Raw genomic sequence first — 26,934 nt, 5'->3', positions numbered from 1 at the left:
TATTTCAATGTTGTTATACTATTCAATCCATTTCCTTGGTTCAATTATGTGAAATAGATTCTTCTCATTATTTAATGAATCTCTAATCCGATTGCAAGTAAAATCGCTAATTGGTCTAGGTAGTTCATTCATCGAAAAAAATCCGCATTCTAGTATCTCCGGAGAACTTGGCTTCGGCGTTTGATTGTTATCTATTACAGATAAAAATACAAAATGATGCATGTCAAATATAGGATCATAGTACACGCCAGTTAAATCTCCTATAGATATATCTACTCCTATCTCTTCAAGAGCCTCTCGTTTAGCTGTTTCTTGTGCTGATTCATTATCTTCTGATTTGCCTCCTGGTAAGTCCCAATTGTTCTTACCGTAACTATGTTTGACTAATAATACTTTCTTTTCTGAGTCAAATATAACCGACGCAGCTCCAATTAATTTAGATGACATGTACTCTTCTCCTTTTTATTTATCTATACATGAATTTCCGATAACGTTTATTGTATCTACGAACCCGAAAGGCTTAAAGGAGCGCCAGCGACTGGGTCCAACGGACTTAGCCTCGCAGGGTTGTGAGCTGATTCCACTTCTATGCCTACCTCATCTTGCGAACCAAGGGCGTAACACGCAAGGTAGATACGGTGTTAGATGGAGTACTTGCCTTCCTGAATAATCATAAATCTTGAAGTTTATATACCTCTATCTCCATAATCATATCCTTAACAGTAGAATTAAAAATACGTGAGAACCCACATCTTTCGAGTTTTTCTATCATATCTTTATCTTTTACTATCCTTGTATTTTTTGTATCTGGGTTCTTTTCTACGTTATGATCAATGGTTTGGGCTATATAAAAAACCACCCCTGTATCGTTTTGAATGAAATCCCTAAAAGTATAACGTATTAAATCTATCTCAATAGCATCATTATCAAAAGAATCATGAACAGCTATATCCTTTATATAATATAAACTCCCATTATCAAAGGGATTGTCATATAGTTCTCTCTCTGATATTTCATCAGCTCTCGAGCCTATTACAAAGTGATCTCCATCAATTGCATCAAGCCAGTAAGACCAAGTAACATCCATACGTTCTCTCCAAGTGTTTGGGAATTCCGTCATTGTCATCTTTGCAATTATTAATTGATCCCTATCTTCATCAACCCAATATTTTTTTTTCAATAGTTCTTCTATCTCATCTGTTATTTCATATTCATCATTTAATACTTCCAAAGAAACAACAAGTTTTATTGTGTGGACGATTGGATCTATGTCGGAATTATAGTCAACTTCAGGAAAATCAATAAATTCACAATATGTTTCGTAAGTGACAGAAGGAAGCACTTCATATTCCAATCTTCCTGCTAACGTTATTAAATCGATGAGCATAACTATCATCTCCATTATTTATTATTTGCAAGTATTTCGCCTAACATTGTTGTATTCAAGACGTCCCATCAAGCCCGAAGGGCGGCCGCGATGCGGTTAGGTGGTGCGGATGTGTCCGGCTGCTTCTGCTTCCTAGTATACTGAAATGCCTCATCGAACCACTTCTGGCTCCTGCCGGACCGAGAGACGACGGAGTCGAACCGATGTGTGAATATGGTGTTAGATGATGGGGCTGACTTCCTTGAAATTACATATCATTGTTCTGATTCTCTATATCCTTTAAATACTTAAAATACGATTGCTTATTAAAATAGTCACTTACTAAAATAATCAAAAATAATAATGGAGCTATCAATAATATTTTCAAAACCAACTCAGTATTATTTTTATTTATTAAAAGAAGCATAGATATCAGTGCTATTACAGCGATTACTCCTATATATTTATCTCTGTTCTTATAATCAATTGTGTTTGCGAATGATCTAAAAACTATACCTATCACAACTCCAATAGTTGCTGGCTCTGAGAATGGCACGCCGATCAAAAATAGAATTCCAAGTATGGTTGAGAAGGAACTTATACTTGAAAGAAATATCATTAGTTTATACTTCATTTCTGGTTTCATGGATTTAGAACTTCACCGCCCTTCAGCCCTTTCATCTAACGTTCCTGTATTCACCACGTCCGACGAAGTCGGATTTGTCTGCTGAGTCCGCTTCCCTGAAATCCATCCAACAGACCAAGGCTCCATAAGGAGCCACTGCGTGAATATATTGTTATCCGATGCCAATGCCTACCTCGAACTTGCATCCTCAGTATAAATTGGTTCCTCTTTTGTTGATTAATTTCTATATATCAACTTCTGCATCTATAAAGTATCGTTCTTTTACACCGTTCACAACTTTGAAAGATTCATCCATAACTCTGCGCTCCCATTCTGGGTCTTTCCACCAATTATCACGTTGCCCTACTGATCGATTATCCGAACACCATATCAGTTCGATCCACGGAGGCATAAAAGTTCTACACATTAAAATACATCTGCGCATATGCCCTGAAGAACTAACAAGCAGCAAGCGTTTTATTTTATGTAAACCGAATTTACGTTCTAATATTAAAAGAGAACAAATGATATTTTCCAGCGTATTGTTGGATTCAGTCTCAATAATTGTTCTATCTTCTGGCACCCCTAATTCAAGTGCTTTATTGCGTAACATAACTGCTTCAGAAACGCTGTGTTGGCCGTATTTATTCCCTCCAGTAAATAAAATATATGGCGCTCTTTCATTATTAAATAATTCAACTGCCTTCACTGTACGTTCCACATATGTTCCACCAAATACAAAAATGCAATCCCCTGAAATATTACCTTCGTCAAGTTCAATGTTCTTGCCATACAAAAGATTAGTTATCTGCTCACGATTCAACGTATTTATTGAAATTTCTGATATCAGCATATAAGCCCTCCATATTGGCTGATTAAACATCATTAATTCTTTGCGTTGATTTCCGATAAGGTTCCGCACTCACGAACCCGAGAGGCTTAAGGTGACGAAGTCATCGGCTGCGCTTGCGCAGTTAGCTTCGCAGGGTTGCCGCCTGATACTAATCGCTGCCAATGCCTCAGACGGACCAAAGGGCGCCGACATCCCTCCTGCAGCGTGAATATAATGTTATCTGATGCCGGTGACATCTTCGAACTACACACTCTGCTCCTTAATCCGATTCCTTAAGGTGTATTTGATGTTATAATGCGGATAATTAGTTTATGAAAGGAGTTGTTAACATTGGCTATTAGTAAAGAACGATTTAATGAATTACTTGACCGATTATCTGATAAAGATTTTGAACCAGTCTCTGAGCTTATGGAACGACTTTCACAAACATCTTCCATAAGTGAAATTCCATTGGATGACGAGCCGACTACTCAAGAGGATTTAGATGCAATCAATAAAGCGCATGAAGCGTACTTGAAAGGTCAGCTGATTAATCTTAAGAACGTTGAACATGAACTACGAAATTAAATTCCTTAAAGATGCCTTTAAGATCGCCATCCTCGAATAACTAAAAAGATTAACTAAGTTCTTATAGGGATTAGAATCTCTACGTCCTCTTCTTCCACATTATCTTCAAAGTAATAAATTTCTATAGGGCACGTGTTCTCCAGAAATCTTTGATTATACTTATTCTCATTCATCCATTTGAAAATCCTATCGTAAGCCTCACCTATCGATTTATTTGTACAATTTATCTTTGCGTAGGTTTGGGAAGGCAAAGTGAATCCAATCATCCCTTCCGGAATATCACTCAAATCACTCACTTCTAAACAAGCAAAATATGTAGCAATGATTCCATTACACATATACGGTGAGAATAATACTTCCTTGTCTATAGAGTTCATAATTTCATTTCTTCTTTCAACGAACTCCAATTGTACTTTCAGGGCAGCGTCGGGAAATCCACTTGGGAAATTGGTTGTAATGCTCTGACCGATCAAGGAGTAATCCCTCGTTGTTAATTCACATTTGAATTTCTCAAGTTTTTGTCTCTGCATGAAAATCATCTTCCTCTCAAAATGTTTTTTTATGAACCGTTTTTTAATGATCTTGCGATGATTTCTGATAACATTCCTGTATCCACGACTTCCCATTGACTTAAGCGACCAACAGGAGCGGCCGCGATGCGGTTAGCCGTTGCGGATGTGTCCGTTGAATCTACCTCCACTGCCAATCACTTCTCGCGGACCGAGGAGCCGTTTGGCTCCGATGCGTGGATATAATTTTATAAGATGTCGGCGACCTCTTGAGTTACATACATTTTGCTTTATCCAATTCATTTTCTTTATTTGCTATTTCATATTCTTTATGTCGTTTTGATAAGATTCAATATATTTTTTAAAATCCTCTAAGTCACTGCACTCAAACCATCCGCTCTTATTATTAATTTCGAATAGCTCCTCATATCCATAATAACTAATTAAAAAGAGCCATCCTTTGTCAAAAATTATTGCTTCTAGTATTTGACAATAATCAAACAGTCTTTCAACTTGTTCTTGTGTCATCAAGTCATTTTGATAATAGTTCGTTCCATTTGGTTCTGGGTACATTCGAAATGCATAACAATCCGTTTGATTGTGTTTCATAGATTTGCTCCATTTTATTGGGTTTCTTATTTTCGCCGATTTCTTATAACGTTGTTTTGTTCACGACGTCCCACCGACTTATGCCCCGCCAGAGGCGGCCGCGACGCGGTTAGGTTCGCAGGGTTGACCGCCTGATCCAACTTCTCGAAATGCCCCTGGCGGACCAAGGGACGGCGCATGCCGGTCCGCTGTGTGAATACTGTGTTATACGACGTAACCTCTTCTTCGAAACCACTTACACATAGAACCTGAGAGGCTTAAGGCAGCAAAGCTGCCGGGTCGAAGACTTAGCCTCGCAGGGTTATTCGCCTGAGTCTACTTCTAGAACTTCAACCTCGAGCGAATCAAGGAGCGTCAGCGACGCAGCGTGAATATGGTGTTCGACGAGGTTAACGCTTCTTTGCGCTACTCCCAGTCGGATATGATGTCTTTCAAAATATTGTATTACGTCCTTAACACGCCATTAATACGATTTATTCTTTCAATATTCTTTAACCCGTTTCCTATTCACTTCTTTTTCCAATTGTGTTATCATACTTTGTAAAGAAGCCGAGCGCGGCTAACACTCGGCTCAACAATTGGCTTGGATGGGTTATCCCTTCTGAGTTACAAAAGACCAAAACCCACCTCTGGCTCTAACCTTGGGGTGGGTTCTTACTTTCTCTTGTTGTTAGAATTGATGTATGTTAAAAGTGCAAGGATAAACGATCCAAATAAAAACATGATCGTCAAAGCATCCTTTACTTCCATGGCCTCACCTCCTTTCGAAGGGAAACCATGCCCACCCAAGATTCAATTGTCTTTCCTATTGTACCATCATCTACCACCAAGAGGAAGAACGAACGTTCGTTTTTTAATTGATCTTGAACTCGTTAATTTCGTCTAACGTTTTCATGAACCCGAGAACCTTAAGCCCCCAACGGGGGTGGCCGCGACCGCGGTTAGGTTCGCAGGGTTGTCCGCCTGTCTCGACTTCCTCGAAATGCCCCAAGCGGACCAAGGGTCGGCGGTAGCCGATCCGTCGCGTGAATATGTTGCTTCTTCTCCGAGTCAGCTCTCGATCCAATCTATTTCTTTCATTAACGGTTTTAGATCTTCGCCTTCAATTATGATTACTACCATTCCTTGTTCTGATCCTGATACATGTATTTCCCCTGCTTCCCAAAAAGCTGCCCTTCCAGAATGAATCTGATATTTAATTCCTTCTTTACCTATAACCCAGCCTTGACCACTAACTACTAAAAATAATTGATTTATTGTTGCTGGATGTGATCCTAATTTCCCTTCAGGTCCTATAAACATACATCCTATATAACCTAGTTTGTCATGTTGAATAATTCTTGAAAAAATTGATTCTTTACTATTGAAGTTTGTTATTTCTACGCCGGTTTCCTTATCAAAATTATAGATTCTCAAATAATCACTCCTTAAAAAAACTTCAATAGTTCTCGGACTTAAAGTAATCCTTGAAGCACTTCAAGCAATGTCATCTAACGTCTCTCGCATTCACGAACCTCCGAAGGAGGTTGTCGCAGCAACCACTTCAGCGACCGAGGGCGTCAGCCAGATGCGTAAATGTGGTATTAGCCGAAGTTACCAACTTCCCCGAATTACTCGCAATATATTTTAATTTTCATTCAAATTTCTAATTTATTACTTCTATACTTGTTCCCACTCTCATGACTCCTTCAACGGTCGTTGCTTTAAAATAAAGTTTGATCAAATTGATACTAATAACCTTGATAAATGATCAAAGAAAAGAGCGTATTTTGGAAAAAAGATTGATCAAAACACGCTCTTAATATTTTCAGTTGACTCATTCTTTTATTAAAAAGTTTGATTATTTTTTTGTTGCTCCACAATTAGATCGTCTCATCCAATTTCTGAATCTTTGAGTGGGAAATTAAATATACATTGCCTAAAATGTCGATTTTATCTCCCTTTACACGTACAGCGCAATCTTTGTTCGACGCATAAATATTCATTTCTTCTGATAAGGGAGACAGTTCGCCTTGAACCAACGCAATGTTATTTTCAAGATCATAATGAGACAGGACGGAAAAATCGTCAAGACCGATTCCGTCGTAAACAGAGCTTATTTCAACTTTATAGCCAAAGTTTTTCGAGCATATCCATTTAGCGGACATGTTGATCGCACCAGCGCTTGCTCCCATCACAACGGCTCTGCTTTTTTTAATCAAATCCGACAATTCATATTCCATCAAAAACCCATTTTGTTTAATAGTATTTCCACCCAACAAGAAAATGACTGAAGCATTTTGAATTAACGTTTGGGCATCTTCCTTTTGTACGTGATAGTTAATTAAATGATATTCATCAAACATAATGCCGGCCTGGTCAAGCCACGAGCGTTCAGTAGAACCATCATCTTCATAAAAAAATGGATCCGAGCTAATCATAGCAATCGATTTTCTATCAGTTATATCCTCCTGTAACATCCTGACCAAATTCTCTGGAAAAAATTGTTAAACCAACCTAAATAATAGTGAGTTTTCATAAGTACCCCCGTAGCAAAGTGTAAATACATAAATTTTCAGCGTTACTCATTCTGTTTTCTTGTCACCACCACAATACTCTCAATATGCCCGTTTGCGGTGCCAAATATAATAGATTGTAACACAATCATATCAAATTTTTTCCAAACAGTACGACTTTATTTCAAAATCTACACCGGTAACCACAAAACCTAAATCACTCTCTGGAACAGCACTTTCTATCACCCATGACTATTGGAATTGACTCTTTCAAGAATGTAACATCTTCGATGGATGCCCATTCTCCGTTTATAGATTTATCGGGCGAAATCTAATTGGGATTTGATTATCCATGACATTGTTCATCTTTCTCTGTTTTCGGTAATTTCGGCTAACGTTGTTGTATTCACGAACCAGAGAGCCTTAAGTGACGTAAGGGAATGAGTCGTCAGACTTAGGCTCGTAGGGTTGTCCGGCTGACTCTGCTTCTCCGAAGTTCCTGGGCCCGGACCAAGGGAGCTTAAGCTCCCGCAGCGTGAATACAGTGTTATGCGCCGTTACTGTCTTCAAAGCATCACCTAAAACCTTTGATTAAGATTCCAACTCTATTTTTTACTTTGGTATAAAAAATCAACTTCACCATCTAGCAAATATCGATATTCAAATAATTGCATTGTTCTTTCCCTAATTCTCTCCCGTATAACCGTGGCTAGGCTTACCGATCCTTGTGTTCCAAGGTAACCATTATTAATAAATGTCTTCTCTACAAATTTTGTTTCCCTTAAGTGATACTGTAACCATTCTTTCTGCGATTCAATTAGTGCTTCTCTTGGTTCTCTATCCAACTTAGAAAGAAGCTTTTTATATATTTGATTCAACTCTTTATCCCAAATCTCTGTATATTTGCTTTCCAACGCCCCCCATCCCAATGTTGTAATAATCTCTTTGGAATTTTGAAATTCATTAAATTCCACTTCATAATCATGATCTATAGGATTTCGAAGCATTTCATCATTAAATTCTCCTTTCAAATCATAGTTCCCAATGCTCATGGATAACGCTTCATTGTTAGAAGGATCTGATCGACCTTCAGTTATTTCTTTCGATTCTGTTCCATTACCTGTACTCACTACATCAGGAGGCAGTTCAGAATTCATTATTGATTTAGTTTCGCTGTTCAAAGTAGTCGATTGACTAATATTTTGACAAGATGAAAACATTATCGTAATAAAAAATAATAAGAGTATCTTACCTTTCATAAATTATCTCCTTAAATATTATCTTTAATATTTACCGGTAATGGCGCATAACGTTCTTGTATTCACGAAACGCCCCAGCCTTAGATAGCTCCTATCTTAGGCTGGGGCGCTTGTTGTCTGAGTTTCTTTCATGATTATACATCTGACAACAGAGGGGCGATAGTCCCGCAGCGTGAATACTGTGTTATATGATGTGTCGGCATCATGAATTACTTTCACAAATTTTTTAATCATTGTATTAATCGGAAATATCTATGCATAATAGCCACCTTCTAATAAATAGGTACTTGTCTCTTTATAGTGTTTATAGATTTTAATAAATGCCCTGTTTGCTTTATGTTGATATTCTATATCACTTATGCATGGTTTAATTACTTTTACTACTTCCCTAATATCCGTATCACTTGGAGTCTCACCAGATAATAATTTTTCTAAATCTAGTTCAAATAATCCTTCAAAGTTTTCTGTACAATCTCCATATGCATATATTGCTTTGGTATCATCCATTCTAATTAACTTGAAATTAATACAGAATGCCATAATAATTATCCGCTCTTTCTTTAATTTTATTGATTATCTAGTTTTTCTGATCTTTCATATAACGTTCCTGTATCTACGAACCCGAGAGGCTTAAGGGAGCAACGCGACCGGGTCCGACAGACTTAGCCTCGCAGGGTTGTGAGTTGATTCCCCTTCTCTGCCTACCTCTTCTTACGAACCAAGGACCGAATGGTCCGCAGCGTAGATATGGTGTTATGCGATAGTCCTTCTTCTTCGATTATTCTACCAAGGTATAACTGTAATTTCTGGCCATTTTCTTTTCCATTTCTCGTATTTGGTTTTATAAATTTCTTGTGTTATTAGCTTTTTATTTGCTTTTACTTTTAACTGAAATAGATCCTCTAGCCCGAAGGGTGAATGGATTTTCCATCCTTCATTCTCATCGCGTCTAACTCCTAATGATGTTGCTGTTGTTGGCCATGAATTAATTGCTTCTTCTATTGATAAATATGGTTCAAGATCGATTCCAAATTTGTCTTTATACCATAAATGAACCCTTGCTTGATTTTTAATATCTACCTTGATTGGAAACTTACAGAAAACTTCCTTGCTTAATTTTATTATCCCATCTTCTTTTTGATATGTAAGATCAGTATCGAAATACACAATATCAATATCATCAATACCATAATCCAAAGGATTTCCTATCAAACAATTCCAAACAGTCTGCACAATACAACCAGCACCAATATAATATTGACTGAGATTTAATCTTTGCGATAATTCGAAAACCTCAACTAATAATGGAGACAATTCTATTATTTCTATTAGCTTCTCTTCATAATTTATTGTACCTACTGTCATGAATAATGCTCCTATAATATGTTTTTTAAGGACTTTCGCATAACGTTCCCGTATTCACGAACCCGAGAACCTTAAGCCCCCAACGGGGGCGGCCGCGACTGCGGTTAGGTTCGTAGGATTGTCCGCCTGATTCACTTCCTCGAAATCCCCCTGGCGGACCAAGGGACGGCGACAGCCGGGCCGCCGTGTGAATACATTGTTATGCGTTGTTATGCGTTGTTATGCGTTGTTATGCGTTGTTATTGCCTTCACCGAATGAGCGTTCAAACTGTTTTTGATTTGGGCTTAATAAAGAGCCTTATTTTCTAATTAATTTCGTACCGCTTTTTACTTACCCAAACCTTATAAATCATAGATCCATCTTTATATTCATTATCACAATGAACATCATGCCTATATTCATGAATTGTATTTGATCTAATCAGTTCAAATAATAAAGAATATGCTAGTTTAGGATCCTTACTTCTATAACCGTCATAATTGTATCCAATTTCATTATACGCTCCACTATAGACCCATTCGTGCGCTTCGCGAATGGTATCAAACTGTTTCTCCTCATCAAACCATATAATTTTCTCTTTATCATCCTTATTGTTAAAAGGCATCCATCAATCACTTCTTTCATTATTTTATATCCTGGTTTGTATTGAATTTTTATATCATGGTTTTATAAGCAATAATTACACTTAACGTTCGTGTGTTCACGACGCTTGGCGCATGCCAAGTGTGTCCGGCTGCCTTCTACCTCCCCAAAATTCCTCTGCCGGACCGAGGGCGTATGCCCGATGCGTGAATATTATGTTATACGACGGAATCACATCTTCGATTTAACCAACATCCTCTTATATTCTATTCTTTCACTGGTCTGTTATATGTTCCAAAAGATCTCCAGGCTGGCATCCCAATGCCGTACATAATTTATCAATTACTTCTAACGATACATATTCATTCGTATTGAGCTTTGCCATCGTTGCCGATGAAATACCCGTCATTTTTAATAAATCTTGTTTCTTAATTTCCCTATCAATCAATAATTTTTGAAATGGTTTATAACTTATCATCTGGTATCCCTTCATATCCGAATTGAATTTTTCTTTAATTATATGAAAGTATATTTCCTTTATCAAAAATTTCTTTGATATGTCTTGACCAAAAGTTTCATTATGATAAAATAATATTCAATAAGTTAAATTTTTGTTCGCAAAATAAAATATAACGGACGGTGATCATTTATGCACAATTCTTTAGAAATCTTACTTGATTCGTTGATTCGTAATCGAATTGAAGCCTTATATAGCGATCTTCTCAAGAACAACACCATTTATAATCAATTCTCATCTGATCGAAATCTTTACTTCAAACAGTTACATGAACTTCTACCTCAGGATATGCATAAAACTCTTTTCCTTTACGATGACGCAGACCTATCTGTTCATACAATACTAGAACGTGAAATCTACTTACAAGGGTTTAAGGATGCTCTTCAATTACATAATGAATTAAATATAACTTCTAATTGAGGGCCCAACGGCTCTCTTTTCATTTGATTCTGAAGTATAACGTTCCTGTATTCATGAACCCCGAAGGGGTTGTGTGCTGAAATCCATCCGCAGACCAAGGCTCCGAAGGAGCACTGCTTGAATCCTATGTTATACGACGGAATTGCTTCTCGAATTAACTCTTGTGTCTAAGATCTTAACTACTTATTTGACTCATACTTACAAACATCATTAAAAACACTTAGAGTAAGAAAAGTTAAGGGGTTCTTGTTTAATTTCACATAATGTTTTGTATTGACGACGTCCTGGCCTCTTAGAGTCGCTGCTTATAGTTGTGAGGCTTGCCGAACACCTAATGCAGTGACGTCCCGACGGGATTAGGGGGCTGGATGTGGTCACTCGTTTCTCAGAGTGACCCGAAGCGTCAATACGGTGTTAGTCGAAGGAAGTTCTGGAAGCAGCCATTGCATTTAACGCGTTCTCAAAATAGCTATATACTTCATCTGCAATTCCCAGAAACTCTTCAACAAGTACATTATTACTATCCAAGTAACAAGCATACAGATAATCAACTAAAGCGGAGTCAATCTCGCAATAGTTTAATATGGCATTCTTCATCTTAATAATATCATCTTGCCATACACCTGTATCTTCTAAAACCAATGAGTATAATGCACGAATTAATCTCTTAGAGTAACCTTTAATATATCTATTTTTCATTGTGTTATCACTAGCATTAGAAAGTAAACGATGTATACGGTCTACTTCCTTCTTGGTCTCTGTATTTAAGTCTAAAATGAACTCTGGAGAAATAATTATCGGTGGTACTTTTTCACCAACGTCATGACCATATATGCAAACACAAATTATCTTTACCCAAAAACCCCACTCATTTGGTTTACTTAATACATCGTCAATCGAGCAAATTGTCGTATCAATCTTAGTTAATACTGGATATTCTTCCAAAAGCCTGTCTTTAATATTTGACAATCTTTCGTAATCAATATCTTTGGGATTTACACATACAATAGTAAAGTCTGCATCTGACTTAAAAGGTTTAGCAGTTCCTTTTGGAATCGAGCCACACATATAAATGCTATGAATCTTACCTTTAAATTCGGTAAGTATATTATCTATATACTTATCAACAAAATCCTTATATTCACTTTGTATTACAATTCTATTTATAACTTTTTCTAATATCATATAGACTCCTCCTAAACGGCTAACGTTTCTGTATTCACGTCCCAGCGTATGCTGGGTGTCCGACGAATGTCGGACCAAGGGCGTATGTCCGTAGCGTGAATATTATGTTATACGATGGAACTTGCTACCTAAATGCTCATCCAAATCTAATCAATTCTTCTATGTCATGCCCAAGTCTTGAAGGGTGTCTTGGATGGCCAGTCTTAGCCATTTTCAAACAAAATAGTTCAACTTCTTCCTTTCTCAATAATTCTATTACTTGTTTATCGCGTTTATTGAAGAAGTGTTTTTCTCCCCACGCTACGATCACTCGATCAGCTCTTAACGCGGCTTCTCTGATGTGTTTGTCCGTCTCAGAACCTACAGGATCTATTAACGATTTTTTTAGCCCTTTTGGATCAGTTGATATTAAACTATAAAGATTGACTATTTCGAGTGAACCGTATTGAAATTTATTTGCAAAATATAGGCATTGTTTTGAAGTCCGATCCTCTGAAACTTCATTTGCAACACTTGGGTTTAACATTATGTACAATAACTTTGGTAGATTTGTATCCCATTCTCTAGTCAATAAATATCTATACTTTCTTTCTGAATCAAATATAGCGTCTTGGTTCATTGCATTCACCTTCTTCTCAATTTTAAAAATGTTTTCTCAAAGTTCTGTCGTATTACGTTCCCGTATTCACGAGCCCGAGAACCTTAAGATCCGTTAGGGGCGACCGCGATGCGGTTAGTCGGTGCGGATGTGTCCGCCTGAGTTCTCTTCTCTGCCAATCTCCTCGGGCGGACCGAGGAGCCGCCAGGCTCCGAAGCGTGGATATGATGTTATCTGATGCTACTCGGCTTCCTTGAATTTACTATATTCATTCATTACTTTTTGCATTTGTACAATGTGTCTTTTTGCATGCTGACACAAAAAATAGATATATTGATAAACATTAATCTTTCCTAAATTATTTACCGTCATTGTTGTTTTATAAAGTATTCCTTCTCCATTTTTCATCTCTTTCAAAAGATCTTTACATTCTTTAATTTGATCATCAAGTAAAGATCTTATTTGTCCTAGTTCTTTATCTCCCTTAGGCTCCATATGTTCTGGCCTAATCCAATTAAAAGACTTATGTTTAGCTATTGCATCAAGAGCTTGTAGGTTGTATTGATAAGACTCTAATACTGATTTCAAATCTTTCTTTGTAGATAGTTCGATTGCCTTCCGCTTTCCTTTTCTAATTAGAATCAATAAGAAGTGATTAGTTAATGTTACATGCTCTAATATTTGTTCAATACTCCATCCAACCTGAGGTTTGAAGGATAGCACTTCAGGCTTTAAAACAAACCAGTTTTGATAGTCATTTAATGTTTGAGTTAATTCTTCATCTATAAAAAGAATCGTTTGGTTTATATTCATGTTTTCACCAGCTTTCAAGTAGTTTCAGATAACGTTCTTGTATTCACGAAACGCCCCAGCCTTAGATAGCTCTTATCTTAGGCTGGGGCGTTTGTTGTCAGGAGCTTTCTTCATTGATTAGACCTCTGACAACCAAGGGGCGAAAGCCCATTTGCGTGAATACTATGTTAGGTGATGTATGGGCCATCTCTGATAGTTCTTTCAAAGAACCTTATTTATAGAAGATCTTATTTACATTTAAACGATAGGCATTACTCAATTTTCCATACATAATTATAAGCGAGAGTTGCTAATTCTTTAGATCTTTGTGATATCTCATCTGGTCCCCAAGTTGCAGACCTCTGGTGTTCCATTATGAAATTTTTAACAGTAATTAGTTTAGATTTTTTATATTGCTCAACTTTATTTCTAAATTCCAAATCACCTATAGATGAATTTAATTTTTTATCTAATGGAAGTAAATTTCCAATTTTACCGATATTCTCATCTTCTGTAGACTCACTCATAATATGTTCAATTGAGATAATATCTGTTGTTAGCTCTTCAGTGTCTAGATAGTAATTTTCTGTTTTTCTCAAAATATATTGAATAATCCTTTTGTTAGATGTTACCTTTTTCGAATAATAGAGAGAAGTAAATTTATCTTCAAATATATCGTAAGAAGGCAAGTTATCTTTATAGTAATTGATAATTTCATCAATAACTTTGTTAGTCTGTGTTTTATTATCACAAGATCTTATTTGTCTAGCAAATGTTGAATATTTACTTTCAATATTGGATGCTCTTGAAGAAGCAATAGCTGTGAAAATAAAGTGGAACTTTTCCATAGCCACTATTACTTTTCTGAAATCTTCAAATTTAATATTTTTTGATTTATTTCTTATATCTAATAAAGCCATTAATAGTGGCCTAGGCTGTGAAACATCAAAAGTTCTTAGTGCAACAATTGTGTCGAACACAAACTTTTCTTCAACTTGTTTCCAATCCGTTATCTGAGGATTGGTCAGTTGAACATAAACATTAGCAGCATCATTAAGTTCTTTCAAAAAATTTTCATATGAAGATTCAGTATCAGGTACTCTTTTTTTAAAGTCTTCATACAAACCAGCATCTCTAGTAAATGAATATTTTGAAAGCCAGTAATGCCTATAGAATTGTGACATACTTATCTTGTTTTCCTTACTAAAGAGGATATTACGAGTAGAACGCCATGACTCTTTTGCAAGATCACCAGCTGCAGTAGTTCTGATTTTCTTGAAAATTAAATTCTTAATGAGATCTATAGATTCTAAATCCTTGCCCTTTGCATTGAGTGTCTCAAATATTAGATATGCATCATCCTCATCTTTTACAGTAATATATATTGTTTTAAAAGACAGGACTTGGTTTCGCAGAGTTTTTAATAAATCTATGTAGTCTATGGTACCTAATTTATATTTACGTTTAATCTCTTTAATCAAGTTATCTTTCAACATCTTCTCTTTAAAGAAATTATAGGCAAACATAAGTCCATTTTCTTCATCTGATTTCGGAGAAAAATTTTCATTCTTATCCATCTGTTGAATTCGAAATTGAAAAAATGGTTTAGGATTTTCGTTCTCCAACTTCAGGAATGTTTCACCATCATCGTTCTCAGCTTCAACATATTTATGCGAATTTTTCATCAAAGAATAATTACCAATTTCTTTAAATATTTCAGTTAAAGCAGAGAAGAAAATAGTAATTGTGGTTATACGTTGTTGACCATCTACAATCAAGAATTTTGTATCAGCGGTGTCATCGCCAACAAGAACAATTGATCCGATAAAGTATTCCGACTCACTTAAATTTTTACCGTCGATTTTCAGATTAGAAAGTATATCGTCCCAAAGGGTCATTAATTCATCTTCACCCCAAGAATACTCCCTTTGAAATCTAGGTATAATGTACCTTCTATTTAAACCTAATATATCTCTAAGTGTCCTTGGATACGCATATAATTCCAAAATTCATACAACTCCTTATTAAACTCTATTCTAATATCCGATACATTTCGACATAAGCCCTCACTTTCCCTTCAATAAATTCCATCTTTGGCTTTATCCTGTTGAGAGTCTTGTATTGTTTTATCCGTATTCTAGAACTTATAGTTGTGATTTTCATGTCCATATTTCACCTAACGTTTCCGTATTCACGACGTCCGACGAAGTCGGATGTGTCTGCTGAAATGCCTCTTCGAAACCCTTCCCGCAGACCAAGTCTCCAAAGGAGCCGCAGCTAGAATACTATGTTAGGTGATGTCTGTGTCTTCCTCGAAAAATCTTTCAACTAAACTACCGTATTCCTCTCTAACTTTTGAATAACAATTATCAACCATCCTATACATGAAATCAAAAGGTATATATGTAGTGAACCATCCTTCATTTCCTTCTTCTATATTCCAGGTATACGAGAGAAAAGGCTCTGAAAGTTCACTTCCTGCTTCTATTAGGTTATTATAACCATGCACTGCCGAGTTTCTTAAACTATAAATCAAGTTAAACAATGTAATCTTCTGAAAATATTCTTTGTGTTCTGAATCAACATTATCCAAACTGATAAACGATGATATCGGAAGCTCTACTCCATTCTTAACTCTTTCGAGTTTTCTCTCTATCTTGTCATAATATTTTTGGTATTCATCCTTACTTATTCTACCTTTTGAGAAATCATTAATGAATTTGTCAACTTGAATATATTTTAATGTGTCTTGAAAATGTGAATAGTGTAGCAAAAAGTATCTAAAGTTTGATCCATTGAATCTTGCATTGTTTGAAGAGTGTGGTTTTTCCACGAAATTACTTAAGAAATCAAGATAAACAAATATTAGTATACAGGCTTCATCATAATGTTTTGATCCAATTTCGATTATGTTTTTAAGTTTTTCATCAAAAGTGTCAAAATAGCTATATGTCATTAATAATCCTCCCCTCCTTACACAGATTTCACCTAACGTTCCCGTATTCACGACCCGACGCATGTCGGGCCAAGGGCGTATGCCCGCAGCGTGAATATTATGTTATGTGACGTTACTTATTTTTTAGTCATTAATTCTTTCAATCTAATTTTTTCGTTTTCTCTTTTTTTTCTTTCTGAAATTATTTTTAACAGAAGAATTTTTTATAAACTCATGAAAATTTGTTGTTAGTACTTGTAAATAGTCAGTCTTTTCAAAGGGAATCTCCAATTTTCTCATAAGGTTTTCTCCACTCCCTTCTGAGAACTTTAAATACCACCATGATTCACTTCCCTCAAACAAACTTCTATCCTTTTTAAGGAGCTTTGCTAGTAAACTCGTTTCAACTTCTGTTTTATCTTCTAATATCCCTCTAATATTTCTTGCTATATAACCTATTAAAAGATCCGAAGCCATAATCATTGGCTCGGCTTTTGAGTCATGTTGAATTTGTATATCAACCTTTAATAATGATTCTATTTCTAAAAATTGGTTATTTTGATCTCCTAAAGTGTCTACTACAACTTTTAGATTTGGATATTTATTTTTTAAGTTTTGGACAATTTCAAAAATTGATGGCTGTACTAAAAGAGACTTTTTCACTCTTTTTTTCTGATTTTCCAACTCTGTTCCCATTAATTCTTTGTATATTGTCTTTTTATCGAAATTTTTTGCCACAAATATATTGGCTATATTTTTTAAATTTGACGTTAAAAATATATTTCGAAGCTTTTCAATTATAATATCAACGCACTGTATATCTTGAATTTTTCCGTTAATCACATCCCCCACATAATTACAAAAATCAACATCCTGACTTATTATCTCAGCTAGTCCCTTTTTAGTAGCTTTTATTGGCGGTGTTTTATAATCAGAAGCCAGTACTGAATGTATTTCCAAAGTTGTAAAATTGCCTTTCTGTATCGTTATACGTAAGTACTCATGCTCATTTGGAAATGTGAGATAACCATTCACCCTTTTATTTGTTTTATGATCAAAAAATATCTCTACGATTGCACAAGCTAACATGTATTTCTTTTCATAACAAATAAAGAAAGGAATGGCTCCTTCTTTTTCTATTAAATTATCCGATAAACTAATCACTTTTTTTCATTCCTTTATAAGAAACGAAGCTTTTGGATTTCAACTCTCCTTGGTGATTATTTGCAAATTCTAAAACTCTGCTTCTAGTATCTTGTAATTTCTCTTCGTCTACTAACCATCCACCGTATGTAAAATACGGTTGAGATGCTTCTTTACAATCGTTCCCTGTATTAAAGCTCTCATCCATAAAAAAAACTTTCATTTTTCTTCCTCCTAAATCCTTTTCTTTAAGTCTTTTGTAATGTCACATAACGTTCGTGTATCCACGACGTCCCACCGACTTAAGCTCCGTCAGGGGCGGCCGCGATGCGGTTAGTCGGTGCGGATGTGTCCGCCTGATCCCGCTTCCCTGCTATTATCCTCGGGCGGACCGAGGAGCCTTCAGGCTCTGATGCGTGGATATGATGTTATGTGATGTGACATACCTCTACGAATAATCTACGAGTTTTAACTCTCCTAATCTACTTGGATGTCTTCCTTTTCGATTTTCTTCATCAATAAAGCATTGAATCTTTTTAGGTTTATCTTTTAATGGCAATTTCATTATAATTTCTTTAACTTCACGTTTTCTATTTTTGTATTTATTGTCATCTGATCCCCATGCAATAATCAATAAATCAACATTTTTAATGGCTTTGATTATCCATTCATCATTTGTTTTTCCAGTATTACCTATTGTACTTACAAGAGCAGAGTGCTCTGTTGCTACGAATGCAAACAAATTAACTACTCGTAAAGAACAATAATTCATATCAATAAGCATGTTTGAAACTTTCATAATTGAAAGATCTAGTTTAAATTCATCTGCATAGCTTGGATTTAACATAATAATTGCTGCTGTTTTTAAATTAGGTGTTTTCCAATTTCTCTCAAGGTAATATCTATAATATCTATTTTTATCTGAAAATATAGCTTTGGTCTCAACCGTTCCTACAGCTTCCAATGTAACCTCTCCATAATCATATTTTTTATGCCATTTCATATAACGTTCTTGTATTCACGACGCCCCACCACCTTAAGTCCGAAGGACGGCCGCAATGCGGTTAGGTGGTGCGGGTGTATCCGGCTGATTCTACTACCCTGCTACTGAAATTCCTCTTCGAATCACTTCTAACTTCTGCCAGACCGAGGGCGAATGCCCGATGCGTGAATATGGTGTTATACGAAGGAACACACATCTTGAAATGACTCTCAAAATTCTATTAGTTGATCTATATCATGTTTCAATCTTGATGGATGTCCAGGGTGTCCATATTTCGTCTTCTTTAAGCAAAAGAGCTTATATCCATCTGCCTTTAATTTATTTCTTATGATTTCATTTCTTTTGTTAAAAAAATGGTCAGTTCCCCAAGCTACAATTATTAGATCCGCCCTTGCAGCAGCTTCTGTTATATATAAGTCATTATCATTTCCTATAGGATCAATGGAAGAAGTCCTAAGCCCTTTCGGATTTGTCGATATTAAACTGTAAAGATTTACAACTTCAAATGATCCGAATCCGAACTTCTTAGCAAAGTAAATACATTGTCTTGAAGTTTGATCTTCAGTTGTCTTATCAGCTGTACTAGGATTCAACATTACATATAATAACTTTGGCAAAGTTGGATTCCAAACACGAGATAGCAAATATCTGTAGCTACCGGACTCATCAAAAACTGCCTCTAACTTCATTGAGTCACCTCTCAAAATATCAGCATTTGTGATCTTTCGTATAACGTTCGTATATTCACGAAGCCGAGAGTCCTAAGCCAGCTTCAGCTGGCGGGTCCGACGGACTTGGACTCGCAGGGCTTGTCTGCTGAACCCACTTCTCCGAAATGCCTCGGCAGACCAAGTAGCGCCAGGCTCCGCAGCGTGATATGGTGTTAGATGGAGTACCTGACTCCCTAGAAAATACCCTCATCCCATAATGTTAATCCCTTAATTTCGATCTTTATCCAATCATTTATTCTTATATTTCTAATATCATAGTCCTCGTTACTAAAACTGAAATGCATGTCTTCAACTGAAATTATTATTAACTCTCCATCATCACTAATAAAACTAACATTACCAATTGCTTTATATAAATCCAACTCTGCATTGTATTGGATTAAGTATTCCATAGCATCTGAATTTGTAATATTAATTACTTCTTCTTGAGATGTCTCTACTGAATAATTCTTCAATAACTCTATTTTTTGGTCATTATACGGAATAAAATAACAACTTCCCTCAACCAAAGAGTGTCGAAAGTCAACCCAATATCCAAGGGTACCATTAATATGTAGGATCTTAGTGTTTGATTGATTTGTGTTTATGATTTGGATTTCAATGATTTTCACCTCCTCCATTAGGTATTTCGTCTAACGTTCCCGTATTCACGAACCCTCACTGGCTTAAGAGGCGTAAGCCCCGGGTCCGATGGACTTAGCCAGTGCAGGGTTGTCTGCTGAATCCTCTTCTTCGAAAATCCTCTGCAGACCAAGGGCTGTTAAGCCCGCAGCTTGAATACTTTGTTATGTGAAGTCATCTCTTCATCGAGTAGCATCAAATTATTCAATTAATTCTTTATCTACTATCATTATTCCTTGTCTTGTTATCTTAGTTACTTCAAGCGATTTTTTTAACCCTTTTATTTTCTCAAACGTATCCTGTTTAAGAATACTAATAGGATTTATAGAAGGTTGTGCCCCAGCCTTTAATTTATTTGTGCTTATCGGTCCACCATCCATTTCCAAACATGACTGTAAAATGTATATCGGACTTACTTCCCATAAGTGTCTACATAAGTCTTCAATTTGCTGAAACATACTAGCTTTAAACTTCCATGTATCTACTTCCGCTAATACATCAAATTCTGGAATAATAAGTGAACAACTTATTTCGTTCCTTCTATAGTTCCAATAATGTCGTATCTCACTAAATGTGTAACTCGTTAATAGTATTTGCTTATAGTTGTTACTGACATGCTCATTATAGCCAAGAATAAACTTGTTCTCGAGATGTTTTTGATTCCATGTAATAATTTCATCTAAGGTGTTACTTTCGCTATTCCAATAGCCTGACTTATAAGGATATTTACTAAATAATGATGAATAAAAGTCTCTTACAAATGTATTATTTAAGGCGTGATAGGGAAACGAGAACTCTATAGAAAAATAAGATGGCAACAATTATTTCTCCTTTAACTTTTGGTTTAGTATAATCTTTTAGAGGATTTCATATAACGTTCCCGTATTCACGAACCCGAGAACCTTAAGCCCCAACGGGGCGGCCGCGACGGCGGTTAGGTTTGCAGGGTTGTCCGCCTGACTCCACTTCCCTGCCAATCTCCCCTGGCGGACCAAGGGACGGCGACAGTCGGCCCGCAGCGTGAATATAATGTTAGTTGTAGTCGCACCTTCCTTGAAACGCCCACAAATTAATATCTTATTGAATCGAGATTATTATCTACCCATTCCTTAAATATCATTTTAGGCTTATTAAGAAGAAATAAGTATTTGTGGTTGTACTTAGATTCAAATTCCCTAACCCAGAATATTTCTTTATCTTTCATGGCATCAAAAATAAAAGTGGCTGATTGAAATCTATTGTTTGGGTCCAATTGCAAATTATCGATCCTAGCAAAATCCTGAAGAAGAGTTGGAACTTTTACTCTAGTCTTATTTTCGTGCGCTTGCTGCAGTATTTTATCATTAACTTCAATGTAATCACGATATTCTTTCATAAGTATAGGATTATAAAAATCAGCTCCATCTAGATAAGCTGGAGTAGTCCCTTGCATCTTTATTGAAATACCTAACTTGATCTGTCCCTGTTCAAGAACTGATATATCAATGTTCTGTTTACCAATTTTACCAACATACTTTTTTTCGGGCCTTAAAGTTAAAGCTTTTATCCTATGTTCATTTTTGATAGGTTCGTCAATCCCCAAATAGTGAGCGAACCATCTATAGATAATTGCTTCAGCAACTCGTGGCTCTTTCTTATATCTTGAATAAAACATATTCTTTAAATCTACAATCTCCCCACAAGTAATACACTTATTCTTAATATAATCATCGAATTCAGTAATAAATGAATTAATACGAGGGTTTGCCATCAATTAAGTATCTCCTTTTGGCTTTGAACTTGTGCGATTTCATCTAACGTCTTATTCACGAACTACTGAAATATATCACATCCAGAGGTGTTTACGAACTTCGTGAATACTCCTTCACCAACCATGTTTACGACTCCTCCCGCTCAATCTCCCCCTTCTAACTGATCTAACGGACTTTAATTCTTCTTATGTCCTTCACACTTACATGTGTATATTTTTCAGTGGTGCGCACACTTTGATGACCAAGCAACTCTTGAATGAAGCGAATGTCGATTCCTCCTTCCAAAAGATGTGTAGCAAATGAATGTCGCAAGGCGTGAATACTAACTTTTTCTGGATTCCAGAGGCAATACGTGCTTGTTCAAACACTTTTTGAACAGTTCTTTCAGTTATATGACGATCTGGGTGTTGACCTGGGAACATCCATTTCTCAGGCTTTTCTTGTTGCAAATATGGTTGAACAATATCCATGGCTGTATCGGATAATAACGTAATACGATCCTTTCGCCCCTTACCTTGATGAATTCGAAGCGTTTTCCGCTCGAAATCAATGTCTTGAATTTTTAATCGGACGACTTCCCCTACCCGTAAACCTGATGAATATGTAAGGTATAGGATCGCACGATGTTTTATATTATTGAGCGCCCTTAAGATCATCATCACTTCGTTCATCGATAATACGTTCGGGAGCCTCTTTTCTTTCTTAGGGCGTATATAAGATGCTGTTCCCTCTTGCAATAGTACTTTCTGAGCATAGAATTTAATCGCGCTGATCGCTTGATTAACATAGGAATGGGAACAATTCCGCTGAAGCAAGTGTAATGAATAACTCTGAATCATTTTTTCGTGATCCATCCAAGTATCTTGCTGCTGAACAAAAGTATGAAATCGATGGACTTGACTACAATAAGCTTTTATCGTTTTTTTACTATAACCTCGAAACTGCAGTGCACGAACCAAGGAACTTTTTATCGACTCATTTCATAAATAGCTTGGAATGTGATCCTGCGTGTGAACTTCATTATTAAACAAGCCGCATTCCTCCATCAACACGGCATCAACATAAATCTTCGTTCCTTCAAAAAGAGTTTGCAACAGTTGAATGGACTCAGCTGTAAATGGAATCAACCAGATCTTTTTATCACTGACCCATTTCCTTCCTGGGATTTCTCGAATCTTCATCACCATTTGTTCATCATATTTAAAACGAACATACAAGGAACTCTCATCATTCCGAAATACCCATATACTCACGTTCCCACCCTCTCATTATATCAGCAGCCTAATTATTGGAAAACAAAAAGAGCTCACAATCGTCGTACTCGACGTTGCAAGCTCCCGATACTTTCGGTGCTGTTCATCCTTTATGATCTAACCGCAATTAATTCAATAATATTACGTTTTCCGAGCTTTAAACTGTTGTAGCTATTAAATAGTTTCAGACATAATCAATGTCGAATGGCTACTGCAAAAAAATATTTAGGTATTTTCGATAGCAATTTTAATTTTAGCTCCTCCTAGACTAATGCTCAACTATTAAAGCGTTTTCCAGGTGGACAGGTTCAATGATCATATGGCTGTTTAGTTAAGGCGGCAGAAAATGATTTAAGAAGAAAAATGCCAGGGGCATTTCGAGAACATTGGATCAAAAATACCACTACAGCAGAACCACAAATTGACAATTGAATAACGTTACAGTAAACTGTAAATGAATCACTTTGATGTAACATATACAGTAAAATGTAACTAACATAACAATGATGTAGCCCCAAAAAAAGTTGATGTAACCATCGGAGGTGACAGGAAATGAACAGCTATACCGCCAAACAGGTTTCCGAAATTTTGCAAGAGGACGACCCGCGCATGAATTTGCGAACGGTGAGGTATTACACGCAAATCGGCATCATACCCCCATTGGAGCTGGTCGGCAATAAAAGAGTATATACGGACAAACATCTTTACTATTTCCGCGCGATCATGACCTTGTCAAGAACCGGGCAAACGCTGGCATCCATTCAAGAAACATTACAAAACATGGAACTGAAGGATGTGGAAAAAATCAGCGAGCAAATGGCATTAGTTGATCCAAGCCGGATTTTGGAAAATGAAACGCTGAAAATAACGGATGATGTCATCATCACGGTGAGCCCCCGGATCTCTGCGGAATTAAGACAAAAAGTGATTGATTCGGTAAGCCAAGTTTTGAGGGGGACCGACCATGAAGTTTGATATCAGGCTGGCCAAGTCGATGATGGAGCATGAAGAAGGCATGAATCACTTGTGGATCCAAATCAGCCGGGACGAAAACGCCGCCGCCAAACCATTGGAACTGCAGATACAGCTCCCGGATGGAATCTATCGTTCTGTCAACCTGAACGGCTATGCGGAAAACGAGCAAAAACGGGTTATGCTTGGTCCACTTGACACTGAAGTGCTGTTCGAAATTTATACGGAGGAAGCCATTAAATGCGGGGAAGCTGCTATTCAGGTAACCGTATTTTCCGGCGAAAAAGTGATCACACAAGATATTTCCTTACAACTTGTAACTGAAGAGGAAATGGACCAGGTTCAAATTGACGAACAAGTTGTCGAACGTGTTAAAACATTGGAGACGAACAGCGACACTTGCAATTCCTGCGATAAAAACTGGCTTCCCAAGGTTCGGATCATCCAAAGCCATGAGCTGTCTGAATTGGAAAAGAGATACCGGGTTGATTACGGTAATGTGTAGAGAGGGGTGTTTTTGATGAATTTAACTCCATATGTCATTGAACAAACATCCAGAGGAGAACGGGCTTACGATATTTATTCCCGACTCATGCAGGACCGCATCCTATTCGTTTCCGGCGAAATTACGGATGAGCTGGCGAGCCGGGTGATTGCGCAGCTGTTATATTTGGATGCCGCCGATTCCGAAAAAGACATCCACATGTACATTCATTCCCCCGGTGGTTCAATAACGGCTGGGATGGGAATTTATGATGCCATGCAGTTGGTAAAAGCCGATGTATCCACCCTATGCGTAGGCATCGCGGCTTCTATGGGCGCTTTTCTGCTAGCTAACGGAGCAAAAGGAAAACGTCTCGCCCTACCTAACAGCGAGGTGATGATCCATCAGCCGCTCGGTGGTGCCCAAGGGCAAGCAGCAGATATCGAAATTAGCGCGCAAAGAATAATCCGGCTTCGCAATAAGATCAACCGGATACTCACGCAGCAATCAGGCCAATCACTTGAACAAATAGAACGGGATACCGACAGGGACTATTTCATGAATGCCTTTGAGGCAGAGGAATACGGGCTGATCGACAAAGTGATTTTTTCGGCGGAATAATGATATGGTGTAACGGGGGCATGGCGATTTCCACGAATGTTCTATCGTTCACGAGGGATTTATTCCATGCTCCATAAGACGCATATACATACTGATCTATTGTCACGCGTTGTTTTTTTGATGAATCTTTTTTGTTTTATTAGTGAGTTGCGTTGTTTTTTTGATGAATCGTCGTTTTTTGTAAAGTATGCTTTTCGGCGAAGGCCGCAGGTATGCAAAAAAGATGCAAAAGTGCATGCTTTACACCTACTTTTTCCGAGTTCTTGATAGATTCCTGCAAAAGTACAACAATTCCTCTCATTTCGTGGCCTGCACTTCAGATAACAATGAAAAAGTTGCACTTTAGCAAGCTTTTGCTGGATAAACGCCTTTTCAACCGAAAATAACTGCACTTTCGCATCTTTTTCAGGTCTTTGGAGATGTTTGTGTGCTCTATCGGTTAGAGTGTCCAGAAACTCCCTCGATTGTCAGTTGAGAGGTTCAGATGCCATACAGTTCGACTTTTCAAAGGCTCTATCGATTGGGAATTTTTAGAAACCCCTTCGATTGTCGGTTGAGAGGTTCAGATGGCATCATGGTTCTGCTTTCAGAGGCTATCGGTTAGAGTGTCCAGAAACTCCCTTGATTGTCGGTTGAGAGGTTCAGAGGCCATACAGTTCGGCTTTTCAAAGGCTCTATCGATTGGGAATTTTTAAAAGCCCCTTCGACTGTCAGTTGGGAGGTCCAGATGGCATCATGGTTCTGCTTTCAGAGGCTCTTTCGGTTGGGGGGGCCAGCAACTCCTTCGATTGTCGGTTGAAATGTTCAGAGGCCATACAGTTCGAATTTCCAAAGGCTCAGTTGGTTGGGATTTTCAAAGGCTCCATCGGTTAGGGCATCCAGAAACCCCTTCGATTGTCGATTAAGATGTCCAGATGCCACCACGGTTCGGCTTTTCAAAGGCTAAGTTGGTTGGAATTTTCAGAAGCTCTACGGGTTGAGTTGTTCAGAAGCACTCATTGTTGAGTTGTTCAGAAGCGCTCATATTGGGAATGTCCATAAACCCTCACGCTCGAAATGTTCAAAAGCCCCCTTTTAAATCAGGGGGCCTTGAACTTATATAGTAAAAATTCATCACCGGGATAAGGTCATAAAACCTCATTGCCCCGGTATAGACTTTATGCCTGCGCAATTTCCTCTTCTTTGACGCGGATAAAATCAGCGTGAAGGTAATCCTGTGTTACCGGATCACGCTGCACCGCTTCCAGAGATACCACCATTGGACCATGATTTTCAAGATTCAGCCGGATCATGCCGCCTTCGCCGGTTCTCATCCATCTTCCAAATTCCTTAGCGCAAAGGTGAATTTGCACATTTTCCGTTTCCGAACCAAAAACGATTGCAGGAAGCCGTCCCGAATTCCGAAGACGCTTCAAACCAGCCCGATTCATTGGCATACGCTGCAGAGCTTGAAAACATGTACTCATTATAACAACACTCCTCTTATCATTGGTATTCTATGCTTCTTCAAAATCAATCGTCTTTACGACTACGGATTTCGCCCCCCGTAGCAGGGGAAGCATGAGCACCATAACATCACCGCCCTTTATACATTTAATGTAATATTCATCTAAATATGGGACAAGGCATTTCGTTCCATGGAACGAAATGCCTTAGTTATTGGTACCATATCATAGA

General features: G+C 37.3%; 32 protein-coding genes and 2 pseudogenes. 5 read left to right on the top strand and 29 right to left on the bottom strand.

The window, feature by feature from the left end; all coding sequences use genetic code 11:
• Window positions 1–18: 18 nt before the first annotated feature.
• From L6442_RS12360 to L6442_RS12345, 4 genes are all read right to left on the bottom strand, one after another.
• Window positions 19–447, bottom strand: coding sequence for an NUDIX hydrolase (locus tag L6442_RS12360; RefSeq protein WP_194233719.1), 429 nt, complete (start codon window positions 445–447; stop codon window positions 19–21).
• 223 nt (window positions 448–670) lie between these two features.
• The gene (locus tag L6442_RS12355; protein ID WP_212979930.1) at window positions 671–1,387 is read right to left on the bottom strand and encodes a hypothetical protein; all 717 of its coding nucleotides are present in this window, start codon (window positions 1,385–1,387) and stop codon (window positions 671–673) included.
• A 247-nt stretch (window positions 1,388–1,634) separates the two neighbouring features.
• Window positions 1,635–2,012: a hypothetical protein gene (locus tag L6442_RS12350; RefSeq protein ID WP_212979931.1), complete on the bottom strand. Its 378-nt coding sequence runs from the start codon at window positions 2,010–2,012 to the stop codon at window positions 1,635–1,637.
• 223 nt (window positions 2,013–2,235) lie between these two features.
• On the bottom strand, window positions 2,236–2,844 hold the full coding sequence (locus L6442_RS12345) for a YdcF family protein (RefSeq protein ID WP_212979932.1): 609 nt from the start codon (window positions 2,842–2,844) through the stop codon (window positions 2,236–2,238).
• Between the two features lie 330 nt (window positions 2,845–3,174).
• Here L6442_RS12345 and L6442_RS12340 point away from each other — a divergent pair, with 330 nt between their 5' ends.
• Complete coding sequence (locus tag L6442_RS12340) at window positions 3,175–3,411, top strand: hypothetical protein (protein ID WP_212979933.1); 237 nt, start codon at window positions 3,175–3,177, stop codon at window positions 3,409–3,411.
• 53 nt (window positions 3,412–3,464) lie between these two features.
• Here L6442_RS12340 and L6442_RS12335 read toward each other — a convergent pair whose 3' ends face one another.
• From L6442_RS12335 to L6442_RS12290, 10 genes and pseudogenes are all read right to left on the bottom strand, one after another.
• Window positions 3,465–3,941: a GyrI-like domain-containing protein gene (locus L6442_RS12335; RefSeq protein WP_194233721.1), complete on the bottom strand. Its 477-nt coding sequence runs from the start codon at window positions 3,939–3,941 to the stop codon at window positions 3,465–3,467.
• A 294-nt stretch (window positions 3,942–4,235) separates the two neighbouring features.
• Window positions 4,236–4,529, bottom strand: a complete 294-nt coding sequence (locus tag L6442_RS12330; RefSeq protein WP_194233722.1) for a hypothetical protein — start codon at window positions 4,527–4,529, stop codon at window positions 4,236–4,238.
• Window positions 4,530–5,183: 654 nt separating this feature from the next.
• A complete protein-coding gene (comI, locus tag L6442_RS12325; protein ID WP_219930283.1) occupies window positions 5,184–5,279 on the bottom strand; it encodes a competence inhibitor ComI in 96 nt (31 codons plus the stop codon).
• Between the two features lie 300 nt (window positions 5,280–5,579).
• Window positions 5,580–5,945: a cupin gene (locus L6442_RS12320; protein ID WP_212979934.1), complete on the bottom strand. Its 366-nt coding sequence runs from the start codon at window positions 5,943–5,945 to the stop codon at window positions 5,580–5,582.
• A 446-nt stretch (window positions 5,946–6,391) separates the two neighbouring features.
• Window positions 6,392–7,047: pseudogene (locus L6442_RS12315) on the bottom strand (Type 1 glutamine amidotransferase-like domain-containing protein).
• Between the two features lie 582 nt (window positions 7,048–7,629).
• A complete protein-coding gene (locus tag L6442_RS12310) occupies window positions 7,630–8,283 on the bottom strand; it encodes a lysozyme inhibitor LprI family protein (RefSeq protein WP_212979935.1) in 654 nt (217 codons plus the stop codon).
• Window positions 8,284–8,535: 252 nt separating this feature from the next.
• Window positions 8,536–8,790 carry a hypothetical protein gene (locus L6442_RS12305; protein ID WP_228101353.1) on the bottom strand — a complete coding sequence of 85 codons (255 nt, stop codon included), beginning with the start codon at window positions 8,788–8,790 and terminating at the stop codon, window positions 8,536–8,538.
• A gap of 276 nt (window positions 8,791–9,066) precedes the next feature.
• On the bottom strand, window positions 9,067–9,648 hold the full coding sequence (locus L6442_RS12300) for a nucleotidyltransferase family protein (protein ID WP_212979936.1): 582 nt from the start codon (window positions 9,646–9,648) through the stop codon (window positions 9,067–9,069).
• Window positions 9,649–9,953: 305 nt separating this feature from the next.
• Entirely contained in the window at window positions 9,954–10,253 is a 300-nt protein-coding gene (locus L6442_RS12295) for a hypothetical protein (protein WP_212979937.1), read from the bottom strand.
• A gap of 252 nt (window positions 10,254–10,505) precedes the next feature.
• Window positions 10,506–10,709, bottom strand: coding sequence for a helix-turn-helix domain-containing protein (locus tag L6442_RS12290; RefSeq protein ID WP_212979938.1), 204 nt, complete (start codon window positions 10,707–10,709; stop codon window positions 10,506–10,508).
• 171 nt (window positions 10,710–10,880) lie between these two features.
• On the opposite strand from L6442_RS12290, the gene L6442_RS12285 reads away from it, so the two are divergent.
• Window positions 10,881–11,168 (top strand): hypothetical protein, encoded by a 288-nt coding sequence (locus tag L6442_RS12285; RefSeq protein ID WP_237100288.1) that lies wholly within the window; start codon window positions 10,881–10,883, stop codon window positions 11,166–11,168.
• Window positions 11,169–11,582: 414 nt separating this feature from the next.
• Here the strand turns inward: L6442_RS12285 and L6442_RS12280 are convergent, their stop codons facing one another.
• The 14 genes and pseudogenes from L6442_RS12280 to L6442_RS12210 all read right to left on the bottom strand — a co-directional run bounded on the left by L6442_RS12280 (window position 11,583) and on the right by L6442_RS12210 (window position 23,180).
• Window positions 11,583–12,353, bottom strand: a complete 771-nt coding sequence (locus L6442_RS12280) for a nucleotidyltransferase domain-containing protein (protein WP_212979939.1) — start codon at window positions 12,351–12,353, stop codon at window positions 11,583–11,585.
• A 136-nt stretch (window positions 12,354–12,489) separates the two neighbouring features.
• Entirely contained in the window at window positions 12,490–12,972 is a 483-nt protein-coding gene (locus L6442_RS12275) for a DUF1643 domain-containing protein (protein WP_212979940.1), read from the bottom strand.
• Between the two features lie 219 nt (window positions 12,973–13,191).
• Window positions 13,192–13,764 (bottom strand): DinB family protein, encoded by a 573-nt coding sequence (locus L6442_RS12270; RefSeq protein WP_212979941.1) that lies wholly within the window; start codon window positions 13,762–13,764, stop codon window positions 13,192–13,194.
• A 251-nt stretch (window positions 13,765–14,015) separates the two neighbouring features.
• Window positions 14,016–15,749: a DUF262 domain-containing protein gene (locus tag L6442_RS12265; protein WP_212979942.1), complete on the bottom strand. Its 1,734-nt coding sequence runs from the start codon at window positions 15,747–15,749 to the stop codon at window positions 14,016–14,018.
• A gap of 284 nt (window positions 15,750–16,033) precedes the next feature.
• Complete coding sequence (locus L6442_RS12260) at window positions 16,034–16,699, bottom strand: hypothetical protein (RefSeq protein ID WP_212979943.1); 666 nt, start codon at window positions 16,697–16,699, stop codon at window positions 16,034–16,036.
• A 144-nt stretch (window positions 16,700–16,843) separates the two neighbouring features.
• Window positions 16,844–17,842, bottom strand: a complete 999-nt coding sequence (locus tag L6442_RS12255; protein WP_212979944.1) for a hypothetical protein — start codon at window positions 17,840–17,842, stop codon at window positions 16,844–16,846.
• Complete coding sequence (locus L6442_RS12250; RefSeq protein WP_212979945.1) at window positions 17,835–18,044, bottom strand: DUF3800 domain-containing protein; 210 nt, start codon at window positions 18,042–18,044, stop codon at window positions 17,835–17,837. The genes L6442_RS12255 and L6442_RS12250 overlap by 8 nt, the downstream gene beginning before the upstream one ends.
• Window positions 18,045–18,269: 225 nt before the next feature.
• Window positions 18,270–18,824: a DUF1643 domain-containing protein gene (locus L6442_RS12245; RefSeq protein ID WP_212979946.1), complete on the bottom strand. Its 555-nt coding sequence runs from the start codon at window positions 18,822–18,824 to the stop codon at window positions 18,270–18,272.
• A 209-nt stretch (window positions 18,825–19,033) separates the two neighbouring features.
• Window positions 19,034–19,513: a DUF1643 domain-containing protein gene (locus tag L6442_RS12240; protein WP_212979947.1), complete on the bottom strand. Its 480-nt coding sequence runs from the start codon at window positions 19,511–19,513 to the stop codon at window positions 19,034–19,036.
• A gap of 215 nt (window positions 19,514–19,728) precedes the next feature.
• The gene (locus L6442_RS12235) at window positions 19,729–20,166 is read right to left on the bottom strand and encodes a hypothetical protein (RefSeq protein WP_212979948.1); all 438 of its coding nucleotides are present in this window, start codon (window positions 20,164–20,166) and stop codon (window positions 19,729–19,731) included.
• A 210-nt stretch (window positions 20,167–20,376) separates the two neighbouring features.
• Window positions 20,377–20,994: a hypothetical protein gene (locus L6442_RS12230; RefSeq protein ID WP_212979949.1), complete on the bottom strand. Its 618-nt coding sequence runs from the start codon at window positions 20,992–20,994 to the stop codon at window positions 20,377–20,379.
• Window positions 20,995–21,245: 251 nt separating this feature from the next.
• Window positions 21,246–21,926, bottom strand: coding sequence for a hypothetical protein (locus L6442_RS12225; protein WP_212979950.1), 681 nt, complete (start codon window positions 21,924–21,926; stop codon window positions 21,246–21,248).
• A gap of 166 nt (window positions 21,927–22,092) precedes the next feature.
• Window positions 22,093–22,886: pseudogene (gene xerA, locus L6442_RS32835) on the bottom strand (site-specific tyrosine recombinase/integron integrase).
• Between the two features lie 21 nt (window positions 22,887–22,907).
• On the bottom strand, window positions 22,908–23,180 hold the full coding sequence (locus L6442_RS12210; RefSeq protein ID WP_212979951.1) for a hypothetical protein: 273 nt from the start codon (window positions 23,178–23,180) through the stop codon (window positions 22,908–22,910).
• Between the two features lie 552 nt (window positions 23,181–23,732).
• Between L6442_RS12210 and L6442_RS12205 the strand changes: the two genes are divergently transcribed.
• Genes L6442_RS12205 through clpP form a run of 3 tightly spaced genes read left to right on the top strand, consistent with a single transcriptional unit; the run spans window position 23,733 to window position 25,257 of the window.
• Window positions 23,733–24,155 (top strand): MerR family transcriptional regulator, encoded by a 423-nt coding sequence (locus L6442_RS12205; RefSeq protein WP_212979952.1) that lies wholly within the window; start codon window positions 23,733–23,735, stop codon window positions 24,153–24,155.
• The gene (locus L6442_RS12200) at window positions 24,145–24,657 is read left to right on the top strand and encodes a hypothetical protein (RefSeq protein ID WP_212979953.1); all 513 of its coding nucleotides are present in this window, start codon (window positions 24,145–24,147) and stop codon (window positions 24,655–24,657) included. Before L6442_RS12205 ends, L6442_RS12200 begins: the two co-directional genes overlap by 11 nt.
• Before the next feature lie 15 nt (window positions 24,658–24,672).
• Complete coding sequence (clpP, locus tag L6442_RS12195; RefSeq protein ID WP_212979954.1) at window positions 24,673–25,257, top strand: ATP-dependent Clp endopeptidase proteolytic subunit ClpP; 585 nt, start codon at window positions 24,673–24,675, stop codon at window positions 25,255–25,257.
• Between the two features lie 1,157 nt (window positions 25,258–26,414).
• Here clpP and L6442_RS12190 read toward each other — a convergent pair.
• Window positions 26,415–26,723 (bottom strand): hypothetical protein, encoded by a 309-nt coding sequence (locus L6442_RS12190; RefSeq protein ID WP_212979955.1) that lies wholly within the window; start codon window positions 26,721–26,723, stop codon window positions 26,415–26,417.
• Window positions 26,724–26,934: the final 211 nt, after the last annotated feature.

Origin of the sequence: Paenibacillus azoreducens, assembly GCF_021654775.1 — a bacterium.
Taxonomy (GTDB): domain Bacteria; phylum Bacillota; class Bacilli; order Paenibacillales; family Paenibacillaceae; genus Paenibacillus_AQ; species Paenibacillus_AQ azoreducens.
The sequence above is the reverse complement of the archived record's forward strand: the minus strand, read 5'-3'. Positions and strand labels throughout refer to the sequence as shown.

Coding starts and splice junctions, on each gene's coding strand:
- L6442_RS12270 (WP_212979941.1), bottom strand. CDS start 13,764: ATGAATATAAACCAAACGATTCTTTTTATAGATGAAGAATTAACTCAA.
- L6442_RS12300 (WP_212979936.1), bottom strand. CDS start 9,648: ATGACAGTAGGTACAATAAATTATGAAGAGAAGCTAATAGAAATAATA.
- L6442_RS12295 (WP_212979937.1), bottom strand. CDS start 10,253: ATGCCTTTTAACAATAAGGATGATAAAGAGAAAATTATATGGTTTGAT.
- L6442_RS12245 (WP_212979946.1), bottom strand. CDS start 18,824: ATGAAATGGCATAAAAAATATGATTATGGAGAGGTTACATTGGAAGCT.
- L6442_RS12200 (WP_212979953.1), top strand. CDS start 24,145: ATGAAGTTTGATATCAGGCTGGCCAAGTCGATGATGGAGCATGAAGAA.
- L6442_RS12305 (WP_228101353.1), bottom strand. CDS start 8,790: ATGGATGATACCAAAGCAATATATGCATATGGAGATTGTACAGAAAAC.
- L6442_RS12355 (WP_212979930.1), bottom strand. CDS start 1,387: ATGCTCATCGATTTAATAACGTTAGCAGGAAGATTGGAATATGAAGTG.
- L6442_RS12260 (WP_212979943.1), bottom strand. CDS start 16,699: ATGACATATAGCTATTTTGACACTTTTGATGAAAAACTTAAAAACATA.
- L6442_RS12205 (WP_212979952.1), top strand. CDS start 23,733: ATGAACAGCTATACCGCCAAACAGGTTTCCGAAATTTTGCAAGAGGAC.
- comI (WP_219930283.1), bottom strand. CDS start 5,279: ATGGAAGTAAAGGATGCTTTGACGATCATGTTTTTATTTGGATCGTTT.
- L6442_RS12250 (WP_212979945.1), bottom strand. CDS start 18,044: ATGAAAGTTTTTTTTATGGATGAGAGCTTTAATACAGGGAACGATTGT.
- clpP (WP_212979954.1), top strand. CDS start 24,673: ATGAATTTAACTCCATATGTCATTGAACAAACATCCAGAGGAGAACGG.
- L6442_RS12225 (WP_212979950.1), bottom strand. CDS start 21,926: ATGGCAAACCCTCGTATTAATTCATTTATTACTGAATTCGATGATTAT.
- L6442_RS12330 (WP_194233722.1), bottom strand. CDS start 4,529: ATGAAACACAATCAAACGGATTGTTATGCATTTCGAATGTACCCAGAA.
- L6442_RS12350 (WP_212979931.1), bottom strand. CDS start 2,012: ATGAAACCAGAAATGAAGTATAAACTAATGATATTTCTTTCAAGTATA.
- L6442_RS12280 (WP_212979939.1), bottom strand. CDS start 12,353: ATGATATTAGAAAAAGTTATAAATAGAATTGTAATACAAAGTGAATAT.
- L6442_RS12345 (WP_212979932.1), bottom strand. CDS start 2,844: ATGCTGATATCAGAAATTTCAATAAATACGTTGAATCGTGAGCAGATA.
- L6442_RS12310 (WP_212979935.1), bottom strand. CDS start 8,283: ATGAAAGGTAAGATACTCTTATTATTTTTTATTACGATAATGTTTTCA.
- L6442_RS12275 (WP_212979940.1), bottom strand. CDS start 12,972: ATGAACCAAGACGCTATATTTGATTCAGAAAGAAAGTATAGATATTTA.
- L6442_RS12290 (WP_212979938.1), bottom strand. CDS start 10,709: ATGATAAGTTATAAACCATTTCAAAAATTATTGATTGATAGGGAAATT.
- L6442_RS12360 (WP_194233719.1), bottom strand. CDS start 447: ATGTCATCTAAATTAATTGGAGCTGCGTCGGTTATATTTGACTCAGAA.
- L6442_RS12335 (WP_194233721.1), bottom strand. CDS start 3,941: ATGCAGAGACAAAAACTTGAGAAATTCAAATGTGAATTAACAACGAGG.
- L6442_RS12285 (WP_237100288.1), top strand. CDS start 10,881: ATGCACAATTCTTTAGAAATCTTACTTGATTCGTTGATTCGTAATCGA.
- L6442_RS12190 (WP_212979955.1), bottom strand. CDS start 26,723: ATGAGTACATGTTTTCAAGCTCTGCAGCGTATGCCAATGAATCGGGCT.
- L6442_RS12240 (WP_212979947.1), bottom strand. CDS start 19,513: ATGAAGTTAGAGGCAGTTTTTGATGAGTCCGGTAGCTACAGATATTTG.